This is a genomic window from Guptibacillus hwajinpoensis (assembly GCF_020524165.1).
Taxonomy (GTDB): domain Bacteria; phylum Bacillota; class Bacilli; order Bacillales; family Guptibacillaceae; genus Guptibacillus; species Guptibacillus hwajinpoensis_D.
In genome coordinates this window covers 215173-238031 of the sequence record NZ_JAIVKU010000002.1, presented here as the reverse complement: position 1 = coordinate 238031, position 22859 = coordinate 215173, and the positions used below count along the sequence as shown (strand labels likewise).

The window sequence follows — 22859 nt, the reverse complement described above, 5'->3', positions numbered from 1 at the left end:
TCCACCTAGCTTGGCACAACTGCTGATTCAATCGCTTTTCTTAAGTGACCATCATATCTTTCTAACGTAGCGTGCACACTTTCTCCGGTTAATCCTGTTAATAATGAAAGAATAGCAGCCTTCGTTGAGCCGTAAGTTTCTAACGATTTCTCTGCTTCTTCTATTGATACACCCGCAATTTCAGCAACAATGTTCTTGCCGCGCTGCACAAGTTTCCGGTTCGTTGGCACAACATCCACCATTAAATTGCTGTACACTTTTCCTATTTTTATCATCGAAGCCGTCGTAAGCATGTTCAACACGAGCTTCTGAGCCGTTCCTGCTTTCATCCGGGTCGAACCTGTAACAACTTCCGGCCCTACGCTCGCAACAACACTATAGTGAGCCACCTCTTCCATTTTCGTGTTGTCACTACAAGTAACGGCACCAACCGTCGCACCGACGGTTTTCGCGTACGTCATGGCCGCCACTGTATAAGGCGTTCTTCCGCTTGCGGCGATTCCAACAATCACATCGTTTGGCGTAAGATGGAGATTTTTCATATCCTCAACAGCCTGCGCTTCATCATCTTCCGCTCCTTCAAGAGCGTATTGAAGCGCTTGATCGCCCCCAGCGATAACGCCGATCACCTGTTCAGACGGAGTGCCGAACGTAGGTGGACATTCAGAGGCGTCAAGAACGCCGAGCCTTCCACTCGTTCCAGCCCCAACATAAATTAAACGACCGTTCTGTTGAAAAGCGTCCACAATCTGGTCAACAAGTTGTTCAATAACGGGAAGTGCTGCTTTAACCGCTTCAGGAATAACGTGATCTTCTTCATTCATCACGCGAAGAATCTCGTTTGTTGTCATTTGATCAATCGTAAGCGTGTTTTGATTTCTTTGCTCGGTCTGGATGTTCTTTAAATTCATTTCACTAATTCCTTTCATAAATAGCATCATTTTTCAATTGTAAGTGAAAGGGCTGAGACGCCCCGATCCATTGTAAAAGTGGTAAATCATTCTCTGTTACATTTCCTATCACGTTTACCCGATCGTCTGCTGGAAGACTCCTTTTTGTTAACTGAATTTCTCCAGCATAGCGACCATAGTTCGCATTATCAATCGTTACGACACCGCTTTTCCGTTCTACTGAAGGCAATGGGTCAGGACGATCATGAAAGCGCCGGGAAGCCATTGAACGAATCACATCGCGCGCAGGATCAGGGCGATTCTCGTGGCGACCTGCGACATGGAATCTTTCAAACTGTTGATCAGGATTTTCGACATCAAGTGGAATCACTCCCTGCGCAAGAAGGGATAGTTTACTAAGCTGATCGTCGCTAATCGAAATATCCCCAACTAGTACGTGGTCCACTTTGTACCGATAAATTAGTTCAGCACAGGCGCCGTGTGGCGGCATACCGCGATGCTTTTCGAGCGTTGGCAAACCTGCATAAATAGGCCCTCTAAACTGTTCATCTCCTGCAATAAACGCCATCGTTTGAATGCCATATTTGCGAAACATCGCATTTCGTTCTGCGAAGAAAGCGTCATCAAGGCCCGTTTCAGGACGAGGATAATAGTTATGCCACGCTTCAAGATTCCTAGAGTTTGCCCCCATCTCAATCCATCGTTCAATTTCAACTTTTGTCACAGTGCTCGCGTTTAGCCCGACTTTCATTTTTTGAGACAACGAAACGATTAAGTCATCCGTATAGCCATAGTCAGGACGAATCCCGGTCAGGCCCCACTCAATGAGCTCTTCATAGTTTTCAATTCCTAAATAGGAGATGGACTGAGGCGAAATATCCGCCACAAGTGCCAACTCAAACTTTCTTGCCAAACGACCAAGCTCTTTTAAACGAGTTTGATAGGTGGAGTGATCTTCTTCTGGAATATGTAAGGAAGTGAAAAGCACCTTCAGTCCAAAGGCCTCCGCTTTCTTTAACTTCCCTTCCATGTCACCATCACTTCCTAGATAAATGGACATTCCGAGCACGCTTTTACCTCCTTTATGCAGCCGTCGTCTTTGATGCGCCTTTATCAATTGCTTCCGTCATTTCTTCCTTAAATCCGAACAAATACGTGAAAACAAAGCCAAAGAAGTACGCAACGACTAGTGAAATAATGTAATAGAGGATTTGGTTTGAATTCACAAGAAAAATGAGCGGCAAGCCTGATACACCAATCGCAATGGTTGCGACTTTAAAGAAGGCCGCAAAAGCGCCTCCGATCGCTGCCCCGAGACACGCTGTCACGAATGGGCGACCGAGTGGTAACGTCACACCGAAGATCAGCGGCTCTCCGATACCTAAAATCCCAACGGGTAATCCTGCTTTAATGACTTTTCGAAGCTTTTTATTTTTTGTTTTAAAATAAATCGCGAAAGCTGCTCCAACCTGGCCGGCACCACCCATTGCAAGAATTGGAAGCAGTGGATCATCACCAATCGTATTAATTAATTCCATATGAACTGGCGTTAGTCCCTGATGGAGACCTGTTACAACTAGAGGCAGGAACGTTCCTGCAAGAATCAGTCCTGAGAAAATGCCTCCAGCGTCTATTAACCCTAACAAACCTTTTGTAATTAAATCTGAAACGAAACCGCCGATCGGCTGAAGCACGATTAACGTCGCAAATCCTGTAATTAACACCGAAATCGTTGGCGTCACGATAATATCAAGAGAAGAAGGCACGAAGCGACGGACCCGACGTTCTGTCCAGGCCATGAAAAAGGCAGCAAGCATGACACCAACTAAACCGCCGCGACCAGGAACGAGCTGTTCATCGAAAAGCGTAATATCCGCAAGGGCAGGGTTAATGATCAGAATGCCCGCAATCCCACCTAATGCAGGGGTTCCACCAAATTCCTTTGCTGCGTTAATCCCAACAAAAATACCAAGATACCCAAACAGTCCCCAACCAATGAAATTAAGAATGGAGACAAGTGACGTTTCAGGATCAACACCTGATCGAATGACGATATTCGTAATTCCAGCGATTAAACCTGAGGCTACGATCGCTGGAATGAGCGGAATAAAGATACTGGCAATTTTTCTTAAAAACAATTTAAATGGCGTCGCGTTTTTTTGCTTCAGATCTGATTTGGTTTGGGCTGCGAGCCCTTCAAAGATATCCTCATCGTCATCCTCCGCCTCTACGCCACTCATCTTAGAAACTTCTTCTGCTACCTTCGTCACGATTCCCGGTCCTAAAATCACCTGGATCGTCTCAGCCTCCACAACGCCGAGTACCCCGTCAATTTCTTTTAACTGTTCGAGCTCTACTTTTGACGAATCAATTGTCGTTACGCGAAGCCTCGTCATACAACTTGTTAATGATTGAATATTCGATGGTCCACCGAGAAGAGGTAAAATTTCATTAGCTAAACGTTCTTCTTTTCTCACAAGCTTTCCCCATTTCTTCTGATGATTTCATGAAACGATTCAACATCTTTCTGGCGTCTTATGCTATGTAATTAGCTGGCTCCCCCTAATGCGCGAGTGATCCTCCCTTCTCAGTACGTTTGTATTGAATTTTCTAATAATTTAAGTTTAACAAGTTTTATTTAATAATGTAAGTGTTTTCGTGAAGTTTTATTACATAAAAAAAGCACCCGCTATTTCACGAGTGCTTTTAACCCTTAGTAAAGCAAGTATTCTTCTCTTACTTCTTTAAAGTCTTCCAGATCGGATTCCCACTGCTGCTGCATTTCGTCAACACTTTCTCCATTTTCAATCGCTTCTCGAATCCAACCGTTTCCAACGAGGAGATCAAAGAACGATACACCCGCGCTGTTTTCTGCACGGAATTCGAAGTCTTCTGGGTAAAGATCATGAATGGTTTTCACTAGGCTAAGTCCTGTTCGTACTGGTTCAAATGCTTCTTTATCCGTTACATGAATTTGAACGCCGTGTGTTAACTTCCCAGCGTGCTTCGAGAAAGAAGGCGTAAAAGAAGCGGCTCTAAAATCTACGCCTGGAAGCTCAAGGGCGTTCAACTCATTGGCAAGCTCTGTTGAATTAATAAACGGTGCACCGATTAGTTCAAATGGCTTTGTCGTTCCGCGACCTTCTGAGACATTCGTTCCTTCAATTAAAGCAGCACCTGGATAAACGAGAGCTGTATCAAGGGTTGGCATATTAGGGGATGGAAGCACCCATTCAAGAGGCGTGTCATCATAGTACATGTCCCGCTTCCACTTATCCATTTCAACGACTGTTAGATCAGCGCCAATTTCAAATTCTTCATTAAAAAGTTGGGCTAGCTCTCCTACCGTCATGCCGTGGCGAAGTGGAATTTCATATTTTCCAACGAAAGAAGAATAGTCATCATTGAGAACCGGCCCTTCGACTGCTTCCCCACCAAGAGGATTCGGTCGATCTAATACGATAAATTCAATGTCATTTTCAGCTGCGGCTTCCATGGCATAAGCCATCGTGTAAATATACGTATAGAAGCGTGTCCCAACGTCTTGAATATCAAATAGAAGAACATCGATGCCTTCTAGCATTTCAGGCGTTGGTTTTTTCGTAGCGCCATAGAGGCTATAAACAGGAAGTCCTGTTTCTTCATCAATATAATACTCCACGTATTCTCCTGCCTGTGCACTTCCACGAACCCCGTGCTCCGGACCGTATAACGCTTTCAAATCAACATCCGCGTCATTGTGTAATAAATCTACGATACTGTTAAGCTCTTGATCTACACCTGTAGGATTTGTAATGAGCCCAACGCTTTTGCCTTCAATTAACTCTTTCTGATCATCTAGGAGTACTTCCACACCAAGCTTGAATTTCTTTTTGTTGTTATCGTGACTATACGCATTTCCTTTTCCGTTGTTATCCGCTAGCGCGACTGACAAAGAGGATAGAACGAGCACCATTGTCACCAGCATAATCATCCACTTTTTCACGTTTCAAACGCCTCCCCATTTTTTAAAATCGGGAAGAATGAGCGCTTCTTCCCGATCATCATTTTTAGTACGTTAACCCGTGCCCAAAGTGATAAAGGACGCCACCTGTTTCCCCTGGAATCGTAATAGGTAGCTTTCCTGTTGGTGCGTTTTCACCAAAAATAGTTGCGGCTGTTGCTTCAAAACTCGCTGTTCTAAACCCATACTGTGTTAAATAGCTATCAACGTTCGGATACGCCATAATGTCGTATGGATTCCGAATTCCAACGGCAATAACCGGTGCATCTGTTTCATTCATAATGGCGTTTACCATTAGCATTTGTGGATGTTCAGGAGAACGCGTACCCACACTGTACGAATACGTTCCTACAATAATTTGATCAGCTGAAGCGATCGTTTCACGCTGTTCGTCTGTTAACGTGTAGCTTGCATTTGCTTCAATCACTGTCGTATTCGCATGCTGCGCTTTTACAGCGTCACCTAGCGAAGATACGAAACTTCTTCCAACCACGACAACATGATCATCACTATTGGCATGAAGTGGTAAGACATCTTCATTTTTCACAAGTGTGATCGACTTGTCGGCAGCTTCTTTTTCAACCGCTTTATGCTCATCAGATCCAACTGTCTGAAGTGCTTCTTTAATTTGGTCTTCTACATCAATAGGGTTCTCAGACTTGATGATTCTTCTGTTCACTTTTAACGTTAAAATGCGTTCAACGGAAGCTTCGATGCGCTCCTCAGGAATATCACCTGATTTCACCGCTTCATATAATCCTTCCGCCACTTCTGGAAGACCAACAGGCATCAAGACGATATCCGTTCCTGCTTTCACGGAGCGGATCGCTGCATCGACAGATCCGAAGTGATCTTGAATCGCGCCCATGTTCATCGCATCGGTTGTAATGACCCCTTCATACCCCATCTCATCGCGCATTAATTCGGTTAGGACCTTGTGAGAGAGTGTGGCAGGAAGGGAAATTTCTGTTCCGTCTTTTTTCGAAATCACTTTTGTATCATCAATTTTCGGGAACGTCACGTGAGCGGTCATGATCGCGTCGATCCCCGCTTCCATCGCCTTTTGGAAAGGATAAAGCTCTACTTCCATAAGGCGCTCTTTGTCATAAGGTACTTCAGGCAGGCCGAGGTGAGAATCTACAGCAGTATCACCGTGACCAGGGAAATGCTTCGCTGTTGCCGCTACGCCGGTACTTTGAAGTCCTTTCGTATAAGCAATCCCAAGATCCGCTACAAGCTCCGGATCTTCTCCAAATGAACGAACGCCAATAACAGGATTATCTGGATTGTTGTTCACATCCATATCTGGCGCAAAGTTCGTGTTGATCCCAAGCGAAGCTAGCTCCTCTCCAATCGCATGCCCGACGTTCTCAGCAAGCTCAGGTGAACGCGTTGCGCCGAGCGCCATGTTCCCAGGCATGTCCGTTCCAGACTGAAGACGCGTGACGATTCCGCCTTCCTGATCAATTGTCATCAGCATGCCGTACTTTTCAGACGCCTCTTGATAATCAGCGACTAGCTTTGTTGTTTGTTCAGTAGTCACCACATTCTCACGAAATAAAATCACGCCTCCGAGGTGATATTGTTTGATTTGTGCTTCGATTTCCGGAAGCATTTCGGTCACATTTTGACCATCCCAGTTTCGGTAATCGGGCATTAGCATTTGACCAACTTTTTCTTCCATTGTCATACCCGCAATCGCATTTTCAATCAGATTGTACTGCTTTCCTTTTTGCTTAACGATTGTCGCTGCGGACGTTTTTTTATTCGATTTATTCACTTTGTAATCAATCGCAATGCGGTCGCTGCTTTCACCATCGGAAACGCTAATGAATGTGCGGCCGCGTTTTCCTGTTAAGGTCACTTTTCCTTCATCATCCACTTTCGCTACATTTTTATTAGAGGACTTCCATGTTAGATTCTGATCTGTTTTCATAAAATGACCGTCTTCATAAATGTGAAGCGGATGAAGCGTCATTGTGTTTCCATCAAACGTTGCGCTTACTTCAGGAACGTTTTCCATTAAAATTAAGTGTGGCGCACCTTCTGCCCCAGCCTTTGGCAGCCACATTTGTGAAAACATCATCACAAACGCCAATATCCCCACAACGATCCGTTTACTTCGTCCTTTCATTTTACCCCTCCTGTTTGTTGAAAATTAATAAGCTCGCTTCACCCAGTCATTGCTTGTGAACGAGATTTTTTCTTGATCAAGTCGAACTGCATCGACGTACCATCCGCGCTTATTCGTTGATCCGTCTGTATGATAAGTAAACCGAATTTGTGTCGTATTCGCTGGAATCGTAACTTCTTCTCTTTCCCAACTTTCGCTTGCGCCAGTTAGCGACACTACTTCTGTCCACTTCTCGCCATCCTCTGTAACCTCAACTGTTCCTGTATCATAGCCTTCCTCCATTTGGTACCACGTATCAAACGAAAGCGTTGTTTCTTCTTTTACGTCAACTTCAGCCGTTAAATGCTTCGACTCGTGATTGCCATAGCCTGCGAACCACGGATTTGCCTTTTTATCCATCGCAACTGGAATCGCATCCGCGACTTGTCTCGCAAATGCGCGTCTCGTTGGTGATGTTGATACCGTTTCACGCGTTGGATGAACGCGGTTCGTTAAGAGAATCGCAATCGTTTGATTTGATGGACTCACAACGATTGACGTTCCGGTATACCCCGTATGTCCAAGCGTCGTGCTTTCAGATAAAGCATCCATAAACCAGCCCTGTTGAAGCTCCCAGCCCAGACCATGATCGTCCCCTGGAAACTCTGGAATTCGATTTTCAGTTAAAAGCTTTACAGTTTCCGGTTGAAGAATACGCGTTCCGCCGTAGCGTCCTTCCATTAAAAACATGTGCGCAAATTTCGCGAGATCAGAAGCGGTCGAAAACACACCGGCATGACCAGCGACTCCGTCAAGTGACCAGGCGCTTTCATCATGCACCTCGCCCCATACGAGTCCGCGGTTCGTCCATGGCTGGTATTCAGTTGCGGCAATTCGTTCTTTTAGTTCTGCAGGCGGGTTATACATGGTATCGTTCATACCAAGCGGCTCCGTGATTTCCTGCTTTACATATTCATCAAGCCGCATGCCTGATAGCCGCTCGATTAAAGCACCAAGCGTAATCATGTTCAGGTCGCTGTATGTATACTCAGTGCCTGGCTCTGCTTGAAGTGGATATTGAAAAACATATTGAAGGCGGTCTTCTCGATCACCTTCGATCGTATAGAGCGGAATCCATGGTTTGAATCCAGAGGTGTGGGTCATGAGCTGTTCGATGGTAACATCTTCTTTTCCATTTTCCGCAAATTCAGGAATGTACTTGGCAACAGGGTCATCAAGTTGAAAAGCCCCATCCTCATAGAGCGTCATCGCTGCTGTTGTCGTGAACAGCTTGCTAATTGAGGCAAGATCAAAAATGGTATCCTCGCTCATTGGAATCGGATTTTCCATTTCAGTAAAGTGATCATCTGTATATTGAGCTGAATAACCGTATGCTTCTTCCTTTACGATATGTCCTCTTCGCGCAACGAACGCAACTGCGCCAGGCATAACCTGATCCTCAATGGCGCTTTCAAGTAATCCGTCAATTTCGTTAAGCGGTTCTTCTCGCATTCCTGCTCCTTTATATGAGCCGGGGTGAAGAACAGGTGAGGTTGGTCCCGGGTTATCCCATGAAAAAGTAGGGTGGCTCTTGCTTTGATTCATATTGATCTTCCCCTCATTCTCAATTGTGGGGCCTGGAGCAGCAAGACCGTATCCAGGTGCTAATAATGACATTCCTAGTGCCGTAGTTAGAAGTAGCGACAGCGTTTTTCTTCTCATAATGCCCTCCTCTTTTTGTTTGAATACCGCTAAAAGAATAGATCCTCCTCTCGATAAATGAAATAACATTCAGAATATTCTATTCAAATCGTAACCTCTTCCTTTATAGTCGTCTATACCACTTTAGTACTGAGTAGATGAAAAACAGCACGAAATTACCTTCTATGTACCCGGGTCAATTGTATGAATTTGAAGTTTTATACCTTTTTTAATTGCGTTCATTTGTAGCTTTACTCCAATAACGAGGTCTCTTGTCCCTTAATCAAACGTTTGTTTAAGCATGGATAAAGAGTTAGGCATTCCTAGCGTTTTTCTTTTCGACATTGTTCGAGTGAAACCGGGTGGTGCCTGTCACTCTATGAAATTCCATGAACTTTATGACCATAATGGACAGAATGAAATAAACCTTTCTTATTTCCGTTTTCTTAAATTAAGTCAAACAATTAGATATAGTGTGTTTAGCGAACTTGTAAGCGATTACAAAAAAGAGGAGTGATCACGTTGAAACGAAAAAACAAAATGTTCATGTCCCTGTTATTGGGGAGCGCGCTTCTATTAAGCGCGTGTGGAAGTAATGAAAGTTCAGGAAGCTCTGCGGCAGGGGACGGTGAATGGAGGCCCAATAAACCAATTGAAATGATTGCGCCAGCCGGAGCTGGTGGAGGTTGGGACACTACGGCTCGTACAATTTCAAAAGTAATGGAGAAAGAAAATATTATCGATGAACGTATGGCTGTGGCCAACAAACCTGGTGGTGGAGGTGCTGTTGGCTGGTCTTATGTAGATAAAAAAGGTGGAGACCATACACTTTTCGTCACATCACCACCGATTTTATTTGTTCCATTAAACGGCCAATCTGAACTTGGTCACAACGATTTCACGCCAATCGCGGGTGTGATTGCGGACTATTCTGCTTTTGTTGTCCCAGCCAATTCGCCATACGAAAGTATGAATGATCTTGTTGATGCCTTAAAAGACGATCCAACTTCCATCTCAGTTGTCGGAGACTCTTCTCCAGGAAGCATGGACCACATGGCGTTCGTGAAAGCCGTTAAGGCAGCGGGTGTTGATATTAAACAACTGAAATACGTTTCTGCTCAGGATGGGAGCGGGATGAGTATGCTACTTGGAAATAAAGTCGATGTTTATTCAACAGGCCTTGCAGAAGCGACGGAACAGGCACGCGCTGGTAAAGTGAAAGTACTTGCCATCACTTCTCCTGAACCGCTTGAAGGTGAAACTGTATCCGAGTTTCCAACGCTAAAAGAACAGGGAATCGATGACGAGTTCGTCGTTTGGAGAGGCATTATGGGACCTAAAGATATGGATCCTGCAGCAGCTGCCTTCTATGAACAGGCAGTTAAAGACATGATGGAAACCGACGAATGGAAAACGCAGCGCGATAACTTTGGCTGGAATGATAACTTTATGTCCGGTGATGAATTTCAGAAATTCCTGGACGAGGAATACAAAACAATGGAATCACTCCTAAAAGAAGTCGGTCTCGCAAAATAAGAAGAGAACGAAAGGTTAGCATCTGCTAACCTTTCGTATCTAGTAAAGGCAGGTGACTCATGATGCTCGCTAGTGTTGAACGGAAAGTAGCCCTCGTTTTATTCGTACTATCAGTTTTATATCTCATCTCTAGTTTTCAGTTGCCAGCTTTCCCATACGCCATTGTCGATGCTGACGCCCTTCCGAAAGGACTGGGATTTTTACTCGCAGCACTTTCGATCTTTCTTTTTATACAAAATCCGGTTGAGGATCGAAAGAAAAGTGACATGAACAAAGAAGAAGTACTGATGCTACTTGCTGTTGCTGGCCTCATTTTCGTCTATATTCTTTTGTTTGAGCTTCTAGGATTTGTCGTTGTCACTATTTTCTTCCTACTCGTTACGTCACGTATGCTTGGTTATACAAAATGGAAAACGTTAATAGCCGTTTCAATCGGTTTTACACTTGTACTTTACTTCTCCTTTAACTACTTACTTCAAATCTATTTACCACAGGGGATACTTCCCTTTTAGAAAGGAGGAAAGATGATGGATACCATTTCAAATATGTTATATGGCTTCCAAGTTGTTTTAACATTCCAGAACATCCTTTTTGTCTTTATTGGCGTTCTTGCTGGTACACTAATCGGAATGCTTCCTGGGCTCGGTCCTATTTCAGCAATTGCGATTATGATTCCGTTAAGCTATGGTATGGATCCCGCTTCCGCTCTTATTCTCATGGCCGGGGTATACTACGGGGCCGTATTTGGCGGATCCACTTCGTCCATTTTATTAAATGCACCGGGAATATCCGGAACTGTCGCTACCTCATTTGACGGTTACCCGCTCGCAAAACAAGGTAAGGCTGGAAAAGCCCTTGCCATTGCTGCCATATCGTCTTTTGCAGGTGGAACAGTGAGTGTTGTGGCGCTCATGTTAGTTGCTCCCCTAATGGCTAGCTTTGCCGTCTCATTCGGACCGACTGAATATTTCGCCCTTATGTTACTTGGTTTAACAGCGATCGCCAGCTTGTCTGAAGGCTCAACTGTAAAAGCTTTAATTTCTGCAACAATTGGGTTAATCATTGCTACAATCGGAGTAGATCAGCAGACAGGAACACAGCGGTTTACTTTTGGTAACCCAAACCTTCTTGAAGGAATCGATTTTTTAATCATTGCATTAGGACTTTTCGCTCTTGCTGAGGTTTGCTCGCTCATCCTATCCCGGAAATCAAAAATGATGGACGGTAATTCAAATGTAGGCTCCTTGAAAATCACAAAGCAAGAAGCAAAAGAAATCTCCGGACCGATTGCGCGGCATTCTGTACTCGGATTTATTCTTGGCGTGCTACCAGGCGCCGGAGCTACGATCGCTTCTTTCATGTCCTATATTACTGAAAAAAAGATTTCGAAAGACCCTTCCTCATTTGGAAAAGGGAATATTAAAGGACTCGCAGCCCCAGAAACATCGAACAATGCCGCAACGAGCGGGGCTTTTGTTCCCCTATTAACACTTGGTATTCCAGGCTCTGGAACAACCGCTGTTCTGCTCGGTGCCCTTCTCGTTGTTGGTGTGCAGCCGGGACCATTGATGCTAACCGATCATCCTGATGTTTTTTGGGGAGTGATTGCAAGTATGTATCTCGGAAACATCTTCTTACTCGTGTTAAACCTGCCGCTTATTCCGTTTATCGCTCGTATTCTTTATATTCCAAAAGCACTCTTAATCTCGCTTGTGATTATCTTCTGTATGATCGGAGTTTACGGCGTTAGCTTCAGCACTTTTGATCTATATCTTTTACTAGCATTTGGGGTAATAGGATTTATAATGAGATTGCTTAACTTTCCAGCAGCCCCGCTCATCCTTGCCTTTATTCTAGGAGGCATGATGGAGCAATCATTTAGACAGGCGCTCACAATATCAAACGGGAGCTATATGACATTTTTTGATAGCACAGTAACCATCGTCCTTCTCGTTCTCTCTCTTCTTTCCCTAACGCTCCCTTTTATAAAAAGCAAGCTCAGTAAAAAAACAGGTGAAGAGGAAAAAGAACATCTAGCCTCTTAATACCAAGAGCCACTTTCAAATTAGAATCTCAAAAGATTCAATTGAAAGCGGCTCTTTTAACTTTCCTCTATAATGAATGATAGCGTCGTTCAGGGCGCCCAACCGACCCATATGACAGGTCAGCATCTGCCTTTCCAAGTGAAACCATATATTCCAAGTATCTTCTCGCTGTTGTTCTACTACATCCCATCTCACTACCAACTTCTTCTGCTGTCATACCTTGAGGCGTATGCCGCAAAAGCACTTCTGTCATCTTTGACAAAGTTAAAGGGTCAATCCCTTTTGGAGCGACTTGGGTCGTGATTGTTCCTCGCGTTCCCTGTCTTGTAAATAAGTGATCCACGTCCTCTTGACTGACCACTGTTTGACGGTTGATTTGTCCTCTCGTCTTTTTGAATTTTTCAAGAGTTTGTCTGAAACGCTCAAAGATGACTGGTTTTATAATATAATCAATAGCCCCGCCACGCAGGGCCTCCTGTACCGCCTCAATTTCTTTTGCAGCCGTAATCATCATAACGTCTGTTTCTTTGTAATGTTCACGAATATGCCAAAGTAATCCCAGTCCACTTTCTTCTGGAAAAAAGATATCGAGTAAGACAAGGTCTGGTTCTACTATTTCAAGGAGATCTTTTCCTTCTGAAATGCTTGAAGCGACCCCTATAACGACATAACCAGGTACTGCTTCAGTGAACTTCTGATTGATTCTAGCTATCCGATGATCATCCTCTACGATCAATACTTCGATATCAGACATATCTTTCTTCCCCCTTAGGAATCACAACAGTAAAAGCGGCTCCCCCGTAACGACTTGTTGAGATGGTGAGATATCCTCCTAAATAATTCAGAGCATTTTTTACAAGAGAAAGTCCAATTCCACGATCTTCTCCCTTTTTGCTACTTATCCCTCTTTCAAAAATTCGTTCCATCTCCTCCTCCCTAACACCGCTTCCTGAATCTTCTATTTCAAAAATCAAGTCTTTTCCTAGATCCGTCATAAACAAATGGACAACCTTGTCTCCACTCTGATTTTCAAGAGCGGCATCCATCGCATTATCAATTAAATTACCAACAATCGTAACAAGCTTTTCTTGCTCCAGCCACTCTGGAACATTACTCATACTACTTTCCTCATCAATAAAAAATTGAATATGTAACTCATGAGCCCGGTTATATTTCCCTAAAAGGAGGGCTGATAGAATGGGATTAGGCACAGCTTTCACCAAAAGCTGGACAACCTCTTGATAACCAATCGCTTCCTTATGTATTAAGTCAATTGCTTCATCATAAGCCCCTAACTGAATTAACCCTAAAATGGTATACAATTTATTGGCGTATTCATGTGTTTGAGACCGAAGAACATTCGCATAGCTTTGAACTTGAGAAAGTTCTCGTGATAATGCCTCAATTTCTGTTTTTCTCCTAAAACTAGAGACAGCACCTGTAATTTTGCCCTTCTGAATAATTGGAATCCGATTCACAATCACATGATTGTGACCTATGGTGATTTCTTGATCGTACTCTGCCTTACCAGAGCGTAATACTTCTGGCATTCTTGTATTTGGAAGCACGGACACGATGTCTTCCCCTTCTAAACTTTCATCTTCATTTCGATTTAGCATATGATGAGCTTCTTGATTAGCAAGGGTTATTCCGCCCTTCTCATCAACCGCTATAATGCCTTCCCTAATCGTTTGCAGAATCGTATTTCGCTCTAGAAACATAGCCCCAATCTCAGATGGTTCAAGACCAAAAATAGACCTTTTTACATTTTTCGCAATAAAAAAACCACCAGCTATCCCCAGTAATAAAATCGTCCCTATTAAACTCATAACCTTTAACTCAAATTGATCAACTTTCTGTTCAATATCTTCCGTTAAAAATCCAACCGAAACGATGCCGATAATATTTCCGTTCTCGAAGATAGGCGTTTTCCCTCTAAGCGACGAGCCGAGAGATCCTTCAGCTTTCGATACATAAGATTCCCCTCCCACCAAAGCTTGTTGGCTATCCCCACCTACCATATGTTTTCCGATGCGATCAAGTAACGGATGAGCTACACGAACACCTTCCTTATCACCAACCACAATAAACTCAGCGCCGGTTTTAGACCGAAGATCCTCGACAATTGGCTGAATGGTTGCAGAAGGATTTTCCGACTTCATCGCATTGATTACTGCCGGCATCGCTGCTACAGATTGAGCTACATTTAGCGCCCGCTCCCCCATCTGTTCCTCAACACTTGTCGAATATAAATGCGTAAAAATCAAACCAAGAATAAGTAATACTGTAAATAATAGTGCCAATATCATTAACGATAGTTTCGTCTGAAGAGAAATTGATTTCATCCTGCTCATGTATTCGCTTACACTTCCTGACTGAATTGTCTTACTATTATTCTAACGATGACCTAAGAAGAGCACAAGAGTAAGAGATTATCCTAGTTATGACAAAAGGAAGGGAATCGCATCCCCTTCCTTCTTTCATTCGACATTATTTGAGAAATTTCGGGTGGTGCCTGTCACTCACCCCTTCAGTGCGCTAAGCAATAACCCCCAAAACTTCTCCTGATCAATACCATTCGCAAACTTCACATTTGGCTCTCTCCCCGTTACATGAAGATGATCCACACACGTTGTACCATATGTAAATTCTCCCTTTGTTTCAATATCCACACGAACCGTCTCAAATTCAAAGATGGACTCATCGATTAAATAAGCAACCGTGCAAGCATCATGAATCGGAGCTCCTTCAAAACCAAAAATGTCTTTATAGGTTTGAGTGAAATAAGCAAGAAGTTCTCCAACAAATTCAGAAATGGGACTTCCAATTGAAGCGATTCGATCAAGTATAGCTGGGGTTGTGATCGCCTGGTGCGTCACATCAAGACCAAACATGGTAACGGGAACGCCGCTGTTAAAAACCATTTCCGCCGCCTCTGCATCAACATAAATATTAAACTCAGCCGTAGGCGTCCAGTTCCCAAACGTCCCCCCGCCCATCAGAACGATTTCTTGAATTTTTTCAACGATCGCAGGTTCTTTTTGAAGAGCTAATGCGATATTTGTGAGCGGACCTGTCGGAACAAGCGTGATCTCACCATCCGAAGCCATCACACGCTCAATAATGAAGTCGACCGCATGTTGGTCAATCACCTGTTTCTTAGGAACCTCAGGAAGCTGGGGCCCATCAAGTCCTGAATCACCATGAATATCCGGGGCAAATTCACGTACCTTTACAAGCGGCTGCTCAGCACCTCTCGCAACCGGTACGTCAAGTCCAAGTAAGTCACACACTTTCAGCGCATTCAGCGTTGTTTTCTCAACTTCAACATTTCCAGCTACCGTTGTAATGCCTTCTATCTGGATTCGATCACTTGATGCGGCAAGAATAATTGATATTGCGTCATCATGACCAGGGTCACAGTCTAAAATCACTTTTCTTTTTTCGCTCATGTTGCGTCTCTCCTTTTAGGTGAAATGGAAGAACCCTGATTAGCTCCAATTTAGGAGGGGAATCAGGGTTCGTTTGTTATTGGATTGAATCATATACGATATTCGCGATTTGCTTTGAAAGTCCTCCAGTACTTGGATAAGAACCAGTCTCAAGAGGGCCATTGTTTTGCTTATTTGTTAAAACAATAATTTGAAGATCATAAACAGGATCAAAAATCACTTGTGTTCCTGTAAAACCTGTATGCCCGAAAGCCTTTTCTGAATGCATATCCCCCATGTACCAGCTTTTATTGAGCTCCCAACCATACCCCTGTCCATAACGTTGTGGCTGTGAAAAAGAGTCAATTACTTGGTTATCATAAAGATTTACTTTTCCGTAACTCCCACCATTCAACATTGCCTGTCCAAGCACGGCAAGATCTCGTGCCGTGGAGAATAAGCCAGCGTGTCCAGCAATACCTCCGTTTGCATAAAAACTATTACCGTCATTAACTTCTCCAATAAGTGTATGATTTCTCCACCTTTCGAAATCCTCAGCCCGCTCTGGAACGTTGTAACCGAAATTTGGATCATCCACCATTTTATATTCAAAAGGGTTTCCCCATGAGGTAGCTGCTATTTTACGATCAAGGTGATCTGAAGGAGTAAACATCGTATCTTTCATTTTCAATGGCTCATAAACATTTTCTTGCAAGTAATCATTAAGTCGCTCTCCGCTTATTTCCTCAATGATAAAACCGAGCATCATAAAGCTAAAATCACTATAGCGGCGATCCGTCCCAGTTTCGTATTCGAGTGGAAGGGCATTGATATAGTTTAGAACTTCATTTGAATTCTTAGCATGAAAATAAGTCGGTTGCCATGGAGTTAAACCAGACGTGTGTGTTAAAAGGTCTGCGATTGTAATATCACCTTTTCCATTAGAGGCGAAATTGGGAATATAGTTGGCTACACGATCATTTACCGATAATTCTCCATCACTGACAAGCTTCATAATCCCTTGCGTTGTCCCCATAACTTTAGTTAAAGAGGCAAGGTCAAACATTGTTTTCCTTTTCATTTTCCTTGGATTTTCTAAGAGCATACCCATATCATATTTTTGGGCATCTCCATAGGCAGACTCTTTTACAATTTTACCACTTTTCGCCACAAGGACTACGGCTCCAGGAATTATATCAGCAATGATAGCTTCTTGCACTACATCATCAATTTCCTCAAGTCTAGTAGCATCCATCCCTACATTCTTCGGATTACCATGACTCAGCTTCTCTCCGTTAGAAGTAGCTGACGCTGTGGAAAAAAGAGAGAGATTCAGCAGAAGAACCATGATCAGCATGATAACAATTCGTTTTTTCATACATGCTCCTCCTTAGTTATTAAGAATTTGATTAAGAAAGCTCGTACCTGCTTCAGTGGATTCGATACGAAAATAATCACTCAAGGTTGCGCCTATATCTGCCATAGTATTTCTCGTCCCAATTGATACCGCTCTCACTTTAGGGCCAGTAATCATTAGAGGAGTATACTCTCTTGTATGTTTGGAGTGTCCAATCGTAGGGTCATTCCCATGATCAGCCGTTACGATTAAAATATCATCCTCGTTAAGCAAAGGAATAAACTCTTCCAGCCAATTATCTACTTCTTCAAGAAGTGATGCGTACCAATTCGTATCTTCTGCATGACCAGCAAGGTCTGTTTCTTGTACATTTACTAGAAAAGCCCCATGCTTTTCTTTACTAAATGCTTCTTTTAGTTGTTGAAGCACCTCCGTTGTATTCACAATAGAATAGCCTAGGTGCTTTCCTTCAAGCACATCTGCCGTTTTTCCAATTCGATAAACTGGTATTTTAGATTCAGCTAGGGTTTGGAATTGTTTTTGTACATTCACGCCATATCCCATGTGACGAACGTGATAGTCTTCCCCATACACGCCTGCTTTAGGGCTATCAATTCCCCACTGTCCCTTTTCTCCCTTTTTTATTACTGCTAAAAATCGCTCAACCGAAGTATGTGGGCCGCCTAATGTAATCACTCGGCTTGTATCAACGACTTCTCTTACAACGCTTCCTACTTTAAGCGCATACTCAAAAGAAACTTTTGTAAGGTCTGCCGTAACATTAATAATATTCCCAGGTGTCGATTCAATGTTATCTGCAACAATGATTGCATCGTCAACTAACAATATTGGCAAATCTTCAAAAGGATAAGTTACTTTGAAATTCTTCCTTATAAGACTCGTACCTATAGCCTCATGAACGTCTTTCAACAATCGTTTAGCGGGACGTTTTGGAAGACTTCCTACAATCTCTTGATGTCCCATGTAAGTATCAGCACCATAGTGTGCAAGTCGCGCTTTTCCATAGGCTCCTTTTGGCGATCCGGTTTCATCGACAAGCTGGTTTAGACCCAGTGAATACATTGTTGGAATATCCAATAGTACTTTTTTCCGAATATGTTCATACGTATTTGCTACACAGTCTCCTGGTTCATACTCATCACAGTCATCCATCGCGCCAATCCCAAAACTATCAAGAATCAGCACTACCATACGTCCCATTCTATCCTCTCCTTTCGAAATGAACGATTTCTGGAACACCATCATGTAACCCACGCACAAGAGCAACGTTCGCCCTAGTGACAAAAACTTGTGTCCGAAAAGCATAGATTGCAGTATCTCCGATTGATATTTGTGATCCACCTTCGAGTCTTCCATAGTAATCAATGTACTCAGAATTAAGAGACTTTCCTTTCAAGAAAGTATCAAAAATTTTTTCAGGAGAGCTTCCTACATAAGCACCGGACATATTTCCCCGTTCATAAAATCCTCCTCCTATTACAAAGACGTTCTCCTTGTCTTTATGCGAGATTTCGGATACGTAAATAATAGCAGGATCCTCTGGAAGTGAGCGCACCGCGTGAAGGGGTGTAGTCCCTGTCAGGGCATGGCCCGGTTCCCCATGCGTAATCCCTGCTTTTTGCAGCATTGGAATGGTTGCTGTACTCGTTGCACTCGGCCCATTGACCTGTCGTATCCGAAATCCGGAAGCTTCAAGTGTTTCTTTTGCTGAAAGAATGGTTTTCAGATTTTCTGTAAATCGTAACTCTTCCCGCTCCTTATCCATAAGCAATAATGGAAAAGAAGTAACGCCCATCACTTCAATTCCTTCGAGTTTCTTAAGCTCCGGAATAGCTGATTGAAGTTCTTCTAACTGAAAGCCTCCCCACTGCCCAGGATAAATAGTATCGGATGGATGAATAACTCTCAGAATAACATCCTGTTTTTTTCCTAGTCTCATAGCTGCCTCTGACACCTGTCTTGCTCGCTCAATCGAAAAGACTGTAACAACCTCTGGTTCGAAGCTAAGAATGTCACCCCACTGATGTTTCCCAGGTTGAACGAGGTGACCCACATTACCAATTTTGACACCTGACTGATGTAAGCGGAAAGCTTCTTCAAATTCAACGGCAACAGCTTTTTCGATTCCATGTTCTGCAATCCAATTTCCAAGTTCACCAATACGGCCAAGCTGCTTACTCATAAAATACAAAACAAAATCGTTCTCCTTAGCAGCCTTTGCCATGCTCCTAACATTTTTGGCTATTGTGTCAAGATCGAGAACATACGTATTAGGGGGAATAAGCCCAGATTGGTGAAGACGTACTCCCGCTTTTATGAGCTCTGGATTTCTCTTCTTTGTTAGTGAAAGAAACAATGTAGTAGCCTCCTAAACGACAGCGTATAGATCTTTTCTTAACTGTTTCATTACTCTCCTCGCAAAGCTTCTTGAAGAATACGGAGAACGGTCTCTGCTCCAGCTTTCATTGGGTTAATACGTAAACCGTAGTCAAATAATTCTGGTGTACTCTCAAGGAAACTACCAGATACTCGATAAATCATTGGCACTAGTTCAAACCGGGATTCTGCACCAACTGGATAGGTTGCTGCTCCAAATGTCTTACTGCGCTCAATTACTTCTTGAGCAACCGGCTCCTTTAATTCAACAATGACATTCTTTGATTGAGAGTTTGTCATATAAGCCTCTTTCACTCCATACACTTCACCTTTGTTTAATAACTCACACAAAATTTCAACTTGCTGACTCTGAATCGCTAACGAGACCGGGGCAAAAGGTAATGCCCTAAGCAACTCCATCGCTTCTGGCCCTTGAACCTGGCTACCTCCAGAATAATTTAGCTGCTGAATGGTTTCGATTACACTCTCTCCAACTACCACCCCAATTCCTTCAGGACCTAGTAGCTTAAATCCGGAAAAAGTAGAGTAATCCGCACCGGCTTGAATCCCAATGCAAGGCATTTTCAAGGCACAATAATTATCATCAACAACCACGATCATTTCAGGTTTGATTGATTTCACTATCTGAATGACTTCTTTAAGCTGATACGTATCGTTTGGTTGCTGTCTTGCGTGTTGAATATAGAAAACCTTTGCTTCTGAACGTGTAACATTCTGTTTAAGGGCATCGTAATCATTAAAATCAACTTCTTCAGTTCGTAATCCAAGCATTCGAATCGTTTCTTTCGTTGTCATATAAATAGGTGCAGAGTGAATAATCATGGATTCTCCCGGTTCGAGGAGGGCACTTAAGAGCGAGCGAATGGCACCAGTACCCGATCCTCGCACAAGTACCGCTTGATTAGCTCCAAAAACATTCGCTATCACTTTTTCAACTTTCGCAGTTGTTCTAGGACGCTTATAGATCGGATGCACACCGCGATCACCATCCTGGAACATTTCATTATTCTTAAATTCTTTCGTAATAAAATCGACAATTTCAAACTGCTTTTTTGTTGCTTCTTCAACCGACATCTGAGGTATGACAGATTCCTGATATTTCAATGTTATGCGCTCCCCTTTCGACTGAAAGCATGCGCTGGATTGTCAATTAACACCATTCTGATATCCTCATCAGACAAACCAATTTCTTTTAAGCGAGGAACAAATTCATTGAGAACATAGTCATATCCAATACCACCGTGCTTATGCCAATGTGACTTTCTTGTTAAATCAGCAGATAATAAAATCTGCTCACCATATCCTCTTTCAATTAGAAGACAAATCGTTTTAATTCGCTCTTCATCAGGTCGATAATTAATTTTGCCTATTGTATCAAATCCTACAAACGCCCCAGCTTCCACAACAGCAAGTACTCGTTCATCATCTTGATTAAGGTCTTGATGCCCCACAATCAATTGCTTCATTGGCAATCCAAGAGCAGCATAAAGTTCAACTTGCTCGACGCCCATCGTTCCAAGCGTTGTATGTGTGGTGAGCGGAAGTCCCGTTTCCATTGCTGCGATTCCTGCCCCAGTTAAAAGTTCTTCTTCAATAGGCTTGATCTCATTATGACTGCTCCCAATTTCTCCAATAACACCAGGATAAACGTCTGTTCCATTAATCCCATTCTTTATTTCATCAATCATACGTTGTGCAAATTGATCACGATTCCATTTCGTTGCTTGATCTGGGAGGAATGGATCTTTATAAAATCCTGTACTTGCGATAAGATGCACACCGGTTGCTTCGCTTAACCTCCTAAGGAGAGTGGCATTACGTCCCATTCCATCGTTCGTAACTTCAACCATTGCCTGTCCACCTGAACCTTTAAAGTAGCGAAGTTCTTCTTCCATTCCACCTATATCATCAAGAATAGTGTCGGGATCTTTTTTGATTCGTGATAGGTCAATACAAAGGTGTTCATGAGCGGAACAAACTCCGAGTTCAGTAGGATCAATTTGTCCTCTAACCGTTTGAATCATCTTAGCTCCTCCTTCTACTGTGGTATTTGCATAAGTCCGAGAACAACAAGAATGTTTGCCAAAATCCCAACTGCGATCGCGCCAATCGGTCCTACAGCCATTCGCACAATTGGTCGGCCCGCAATCTCATTTAACAAATAAAATCCTGCAATGATAAAGAACCCGAGGCCAGGAGCAATAGCATTAGCTGCGTTTGCACCACCAATCAAAAGAGCAACTTCTAAAATTCGACTCATTGCGGTACGAATATTTTCTCCTGATTGACGTACACCAGGATATTTATCAAGAAAACGAGCAATCTGGCTTAGTAGCATTACCTCTAGAAAAACAGTAATAGTACCGATAATAGCTGCAACCCATACATTTGGAACAAGTAATCCAACGACGAAAATGATCGTAAATCCAACTGGACTATAAACACCTGTTGCAATCGCCGTACTAGCAACTAGAGGGATAAATCCAAGTGCACGAGCTCCAGCAGCAATAGCAGCATCTGTTATTTTTCCGTCTGCAATTAAATTTAAAGATATTGGATCTCCAGCCATAATCAAAAGGTTCGTAGCCGCAGCAATAAGCCCACCCATAATCATGAAATAAACGACATGCTTTTTAATGCGATCGACTCTCTCACTGAAAACCGAAGCAAGATCAATACCGCTTCCGTCCCCTTCAGGTTTTTGACGTACAGCATATGTAATTAAGAAAATCATTCCAGTAATGAGAGCCATTCCTTCTTGATTTAACGTAACCGTCGTATCACCGAAAGTCATGGCACCGCTTTCATTTAACCATACAGCTAACTGCCGGATAATGGCTGAAGTGATAAACGTCAGAACACCTTTTTTAACACTGAATTGCAATGCCACAGCTAGAGCTGGAAATGCCATGAAGGTTACCACGACAGGCGACCCCACTTGGCCCATTGCATCTAAAAAATTTAATGGCAGTTTTTCAAATAAAGTGACAAATCCTTCTAATCCAACTAATAAACCTGCACCATAAGCTCCACCTACAATTGCTGCAACAGGCGTACCCCATTTATTTCGCGGTGTGATCAATCCAATGATATCTGTTCCTAGCAAAATGCTATGGATAAGGATAATGCTTGCTGTAATGGTAAACGGAATCCCAAACCCAACAACAAGTCCAAAACTCATAGCAAAAGCAGTTAAACCAAGCTCTTTACGTCCCATGCGCCCTTCCGTATTTTCAGGTACAATTGGTCGTAAGCCATCGTTAAAGACTGCCAAATTCAAATTCGCAAGAACAGCTGCCATAGCCCCTATTAAGATGACAAGAACCATTTCCATGTAATGAACC

Annotated in this window: 18 protein-coding genes; 3 read left to right on the top strand and 15 right to left on the bottom strand. The window is 43.1% G+C overall.

What is annotated here, in order from left to right; genetic code table 11:
* Positions 1 to 5: 5 nt before the first annotated feature.
* The 6 genes from murQ to LC090_RS02800 all read right to left on the bottom strand — a co-directional run bounded on the left by murQ (position 6) and on the right by LC090_RS02800 (position 8749).
* A complete protein-coding gene (murQ, locus tag LC090_RS02825; protein WP_226655084.1) occupies positions 6 to 911 on the bottom strand; it encodes an N-acetylmuramic acid 6-phosphate etherase in 906 nt (301 codons plus the stop codon).
* Between the two features lie 4 nt (positions 912 to 915).
* On the bottom strand, positions 916 to 1971 hold the full coding sequence (locus LC090_RS02820; RefSeq protein ID WP_226655263.1) for a DUF871 domain-containing protein: 1056 nt from the start codon (positions 1969 to 1971) through the stop codon (positions 916 to 918).
* A gap of 22 nt (positions 1972 to 1993) precedes the next feature.
* Positions 1994 to 3388 (bottom strand): PTS transporter subunit EIIC, encoded by a 1395-nt coding sequence (locus LC090_RS02815; RefSeq protein ID WP_226655081.1) that lies wholly within the window; start codon positions 3386 to 3388, stop codon positions 1994 to 1996.
* A gap of 236 nt (positions 3389 to 3624) precedes the next feature.
* Positions 3625 to 4896: an exo-beta-N-acetylmuramidase NamZ family protein gene (locus LC090_RS02810; protein ID WP_226655079.1), complete on the bottom strand. Its 1272-nt coding sequence runs from the start codon at positions 4894 to 4896 to the stop codon at positions 3625 to 3627.
* Between the two features lie 64 nt (positions 4897 to 4960).
* A complete protein-coding gene (locus LC090_RS02805; protein ID WP_425590618.1) occupies positions 4961 to 7048 on the bottom strand; it encodes a glycoside hydrolase family 3 N-terminal domain-containing protein in 2088 nt (695 codons plus the stop codon).
* 24 nt (positions 7049 to 7072) lie between these two features.
* The gene (locus LC090_RS02800; protein ID WP_226655076.1) at positions 7073 to 8749 is read right to left on the bottom strand and encodes a serine hydrolase domain-containing protein; all 1677 of its coding nucleotides are present in this window, start codon (positions 8747 to 8749) and stop codon (positions 7073 to 7075) included.
* A 519-nt stretch (positions 8750 to 9268) separates the two neighbouring features.
* On the opposite strand from LC090_RS02800, the gene LC090_RS02795 reads away from it, so the two are divergent.
* Genes LC090_RS02795 through LC090_RS02785 form a run of 3 tightly spaced genes read left to right on the top strand, consistent with a single transcriptional unit; the run spans position 9269 to position 12309 of the window.
* On the top strand, positions 9269 to 10264 hold the full coding sequence (locus LC090_RS02795; RefSeq protein WP_226655258.1) for a tripartite tricarboxylate transporter substrate binding protein: 996 nt from the start codon (positions 9269 to 9271) through the stop codon (positions 10262 to 10264).
* Between the two features lie 59 nt (positions 10265 to 10323).
* Positions 10324 to 10776 (top strand): tripartite tricarboxylate transporter TctB family protein, encoded by a 453-nt coding sequence (locus tag LC090_RS02790; protein ID WP_226655074.1) that lies wholly within the window; start codon positions 10324 to 10326, stop codon positions 10774 to 10776.
* A 15-nt stretch (positions 10777 to 10791) separates the two neighbouring features.
* The gene (locus tag LC090_RS02785) at positions 10792 to 12309 is read left to right on the top strand and encodes a tripartite tricarboxylate transporter permease (RefSeq protein ID WP_425590621.1); all 1518 of its coding nucleotides are present in this window, start codon (positions 10792 to 10794) and stop codon (positions 12307 to 12309) included.
* Between the two features lie 67 nt (positions 12310 to 12376).
* Here the strand turns inward: LC090_RS02785 and LC090_RS02780 are convergent, their stop codons facing one another.
* The 9 genes from LC090_RS02780 to LC090_RS02740 all read right to left on the bottom strand — a co-directional run bounded on the left by LC090_RS02780 (position 12377) and on the right by LC090_RS02740 (position 22849).
* The gene (locus LC090_RS02780) at positions 12377 to 13063 is read right to left on the bottom strand and encodes a response regulator (protein ID WP_226655070.1); all 687 of its coding nucleotides are present in this window, start codon (positions 13061 to 13063) and stop codon (positions 12377 to 12379) included.
* Complete coding sequence (locus LC090_RS02775) at positions 13056 to 14654, bottom strand: ATP-binding protein (protein WP_226655068.1); 1599 nt, start codon at positions 14652 to 14654, stop codon at positions 13056 to 13058. Before LC090_RS02775 ends, LC090_RS02780 begins: the two co-directional genes overlap by 8 nt.
* Positions 14655 to 14831: 177 nt before the next feature.
* Positions 14832 to 15761, bottom strand: coding sequence for a nucleoside hydrolase (locus LC090_RS02770; protein WP_226655066.1), 930 nt, complete (start codon positions 15759 to 15761; stop codon positions 14832 to 14834).
* Between the two features lie 76 nt (positions 15762 to 15837).
* Complete coding sequence (locus LC090_RS02765; protein ID WP_226655064.1) at positions 15838 to 17118, bottom strand: serine hydrolase; 1281 nt, start codon at positions 17116 to 17118, stop codon at positions 15838 to 15840.
* A 12-nt stretch (positions 17119 to 17130) separates the two neighbouring features.
* Complete coding sequence (locus LC090_RS02760; RefSeq protein ID WP_226655062.1) at positions 17131 to 18318, bottom strand: phosphopentomutase; 1188 nt, start codon at positions 18316 to 18318, stop codon at positions 17131 to 17133.
* Between the two features lies 1 nt (position 18319).
* On the bottom strand, positions 18320 to 19474 hold the full coding sequence (locus tag LC090_RS02755) for a YhfX family PLP-dependent enzyme (RefSeq protein ID WP_226655060.1): 1155 nt from the start codon (positions 19472 to 19474) through the stop codon (positions 18320 to 18322).
* A gap of 50 nt (positions 19475 to 19524) precedes the next feature.
* On the bottom strand, positions 19525 to 20619 hold the full coding sequence (locus LC090_RS02750) for an aminotransferase class V-fold PLP-dependent enzyme (protein WP_226655058.1): 1095 nt from the start codon (positions 20617 to 20619) through the stop codon (positions 19525 to 19527).
* Between the two features lie 2 nt (positions 20620 to 20621).
* Positions 20622 to 21539: a phosphotriesterase family protein gene (locus tag LC090_RS02745; protein WP_226655055.1), complete on the bottom strand. Its 918-nt coding sequence runs from the start codon at positions 21537 to 21539 to the stop codon at positions 20622 to 20624.
* Positions 21540 to 21553: 14 nt separating this feature from the next.
* Positions 21554 to 22849: a YhfT family protein gene (locus tag LC090_RS02740; RefSeq protein WP_226655052.1), complete on the bottom strand. Its 1296-nt coding sequence runs from the start codon at positions 22847 to 22849 to the stop codon at positions 21554 to 21556.
* Between the last annotated feature and the right edge of the window lie 10 nt (positions 22850 to 22859).